Below are 1,509 nucleotides of genomic sequence, written 5' to 3'. Positions count from 1 at the left end.
CTTAATCGCTTTGTCGTTGTTGTCATCTTTTGCTTTAGCCAGCTCTTTTTGGGCTGATTGCAGTACCGTAGTGGCTTCTTTATAGCGCAACTTAAATCGCTCAACCGGCGCTTTCATAATATTGGTGAGCTTGTCTTGCTTTGCATGTTTACTGTTATAAGCGGTTACAAAAGTTTCTACTTCAAACCATTGGTAAATACCCACCTCAGCTAGCTTATCCATAATGTCGTAAACAATATTAGGATCAGATACCCCTGAAAGCTCAGCAGTTTGAAAGTAAACTTTAAACTCTTCTAAAATTTCTTTAGGGTCGTTTACAAAATCAAGCACAAAGGTTTTGTCTTTACCTTTGCAAGTACGGTTTAGCCTAGAGAGCGTTTGAATACATTCAACGCCTTTTAATGGCTTATCAACATACATGGCCACTAATTTAGGTTGGTCAAACCCTGTTTGAAACTTATTCGCTACTAACATGACTTGGTAGTCGTTAGTGTCAAAGGCTTTGCGCATATCGCGGCCACGTAAATTAGGGTTCATCGCTTTTTCAGTAAAAGCATGATCAGGAATATCAGGGTCGTTCACTTCACCAGAAAACGCCACCATAGCATTGACGTTTTCATAGCCTTTATCCATCACGTACTTTTCAAAAGCAAGCTTGTACCGCACAGCTTCTAAACGGCTACTCGTCACCACCATTGCTTTAGCTTCACCGCCTAATAAGTGTTTAATTTTGGCATTAAAGTGCTCAACAATTGTTTCAACTTTTTGGGCAATATTATAAGGGTGTAGCCTTACCCATTTAGCCATTTTAGACGCTGCTTTTTTGCTATCTACCTCTTGATCAGACTGCGGGTTATCGTGAGCTAATTGATACGCCACACGGTAACTGGTGTAGTTTTGCAGTACATCTAAAATAAAGCCCTCTTCAATGGCTTGGCGCATTGAATACACATGAAAAGGTAATGGCTTATTAGTATCGCTTAGCGGCGCGTCTAAATCTTCAGGGCGACCAAATAGCTCTAAGGTTTTCGCTTTTGGGGTTGCTGTAAAAGCAAAGTAACTAATATTGTTAGAGCCTTTACGAGCCTCTAGCGACAAACGCAGCAACTCTTCGCTGTCTAGCTCGTCATCGCCTTCAAGTTGTTCAGCCATTAGCACTTCACGTAACTTACGTGCGGTTGTTCCTGTTTGGCTAGAGTGCGCTTCGTCGGCTATTACTGCAAAACTTCGCCCAGCTAAAGTAGAATCTTTACGTATAGCCTCTAAAACATGCGGAAAGGTTTGTATGGTTACAATAATAATTGAGGTACTGGCTTTTAGCTCACCGGCTAACTGGCTCGATTTACTGCCTTGTGCCTCTTCGCGGTTAACGCGCGCTATCATCCCTTCATTATGATCAAACTGATATATGGTATCTTGTAGTTCGCTATCTAAAACGGTTCTGTCGGGACTCACGATTAGTGAATCAACTACTTTGTCGCCAGCGTGTTTTTGTAATTGTGGGTGCTG

The 1,509-nt window shown here is 41.8% G+C and carries 1 protein-coding gene; it reads right to left on the bottom strand.

Going from position 1 to position 1,509, the window contains the following annotated elements:
- Window positions 1-1,509 (bottom strand): type I restriction enzyme subunit R domain-containing protein (locus CWC30_RS17295; protein ID WP_138627718.1); only part of this gene is annotated, 1,509 nt, incomplete at both ends.

Origin of the sequence: Pseudoalteromonas sp. S4741 (genome assembly GCF_005886135.1) — a bacterium.
In the GTDB taxonomy this organism is placed as follows: Bacteria; Pseudomonadota; Gammaproteobacteria; order Enterobacterales; family Alteromonadaceae; genus Pseudoalteromonas; species Pseudoalteromonas tetraodonis.
Note: the sequence above shows the minus strand (reverse complement) of the source record. Positions and strands in the feature narration are given on the sequence as shown.